Origin of the sequence: Chromobacterium aquaticum (assembly GCF_021129195.1) — a bacterium.
GTDB lineage: Bacteria > Pseudomonadota > Gammaproteobacteria > Burkholderiales > Chromobacteriaceae > Chromobacterium > Chromobacterium aquaticum.
In genome coordinates this window covers 1-987 of sequence record NZ_JAJOHW010000259.1, presented here as the reverse complement: position 1 = coordinate 987, position 987 = coordinate 1, and the positions used below count along the sequence as shown (strand labels likewise).

Below are 987 nucleotides of genomic sequence, written 5' to 3'. Positions count from 1 at the left end.
GCGCCCTTCATCGGCCTGTTCGGCACGGTGTGGGGCATCATGAACAGCTTCGTCGGCATCGCCCGCAGCGGCAGCAGCTCCTTGGCCACGGTGGCGCCGGGCATCGCCGAGGCCTTGCTCGCCACCGCCGTCGGCCTGGTGGCCGCCATTCCCGCCGTGGTGATCTACAACCTGTTCAGCCGCGCGCTGGCGCGGCACAAGGGCCGCAGCCAGCAGGCGGCCGGCCTGGCGCTGCTACTGCTCAGCCGCGAGCTGGACGTCCGCGCGGAGACCGCTTGAATGGCCGGCGGGTTTCCCAGCAGTCAGGACGAGGACCTGGCGGAGCTGTCCGATATCAACGTCACGCCCTTCATCGACGTGATGCTGGTGCTGCTGATCATCTTCATGGTGGTGGCGCCGCTGTCCACGGTGGATACCCGGATTGAGCTGCCGGCCTCCAGCGCGCGCCAGCAGCCGCGGCCGGACAAGCCGCTCTACCTGTCGATGAATCAGGACCGCTCGCTGCAACTGGGCAAGCAAGCGGTGACGCTGACGGAGCTGGCCGCGCGCCTTGACCGCGACAGCGGCGGCCGTCGCGACACGCCGCTGTTTTTCCAGGCCGACCGCCAGGCGCGCTATGAAGAGGTGATGGCGGTGATGGACGCCTTGCGCGAGGCCGGCTATCTGAGCGTGGGCCTGGTCGCCCGCGAGGGTGATTGAGATGGCGGCCGCATTGGAAAGGCCGCCGCTGCCCTTGGCCAGCTGGGGCAATGCCTCGCTGTTGGTTTTGGGCGCGCCGCTGCTGGCGCTGCGTCTGTATCTGTCCGTGGCCGAGCCGGCGCCCGCTCCGGCGGCGCCGACCGCGGTGATGCAGCTGTGGGCGGCCGAGGTCAGCGCCGCGCCCAGCAATCGGCCATTGCCGAGCGGCGCGCGGCAAAGCCTGGCCGCCGCGGCCAGCCGGCCCAAGGCCGCGCGCCGTCCGGAGCCGCTGCCCAAGCTGGCCGAGGC

3 protein-coding genes are annotated in these 987 nt (G+C 71.0%); all 3 read left to right on the top strand.

The genetic code is table 11. From position 1 onward, the window contains the following. Window positions 1-279, top strand: a 279-nt coding sequence (locus LQT98_RS23615) for a MotA/TolQ/ExbB proton channel family protein (RefSeq protein ID WP_269326140.1), incomplete at its 5' end; no start/stop codon positions are given. Next, on the top strand, window positions 280-699 hold the full coding sequence (gene exbD, locus LQT98_RS23610; RefSeq protein WP_231465679.1) for a TonB system transport protein ExbD: 420 nt from the start codon (window positions 280-282) through the stop codon (window positions 697-699). Window position 700: 1 nt separating this feature from the next. Next, the coding region (locus LQT98_RS23605) for a hypothetical protein (protein ID WP_231465678.1) at window positions 701-987 on the top strand (287 nt) is incomplete at its 3' end.

Excerpts from the sequence above, each read along its gene's own strand:
- exbD (WP_231465679.1), top strand. The coding sequence starts at position 280 with ATGGCCGGCGGGTTTCCCAGCAGTCAGGACGAGGACCTGGCGGAGCTG.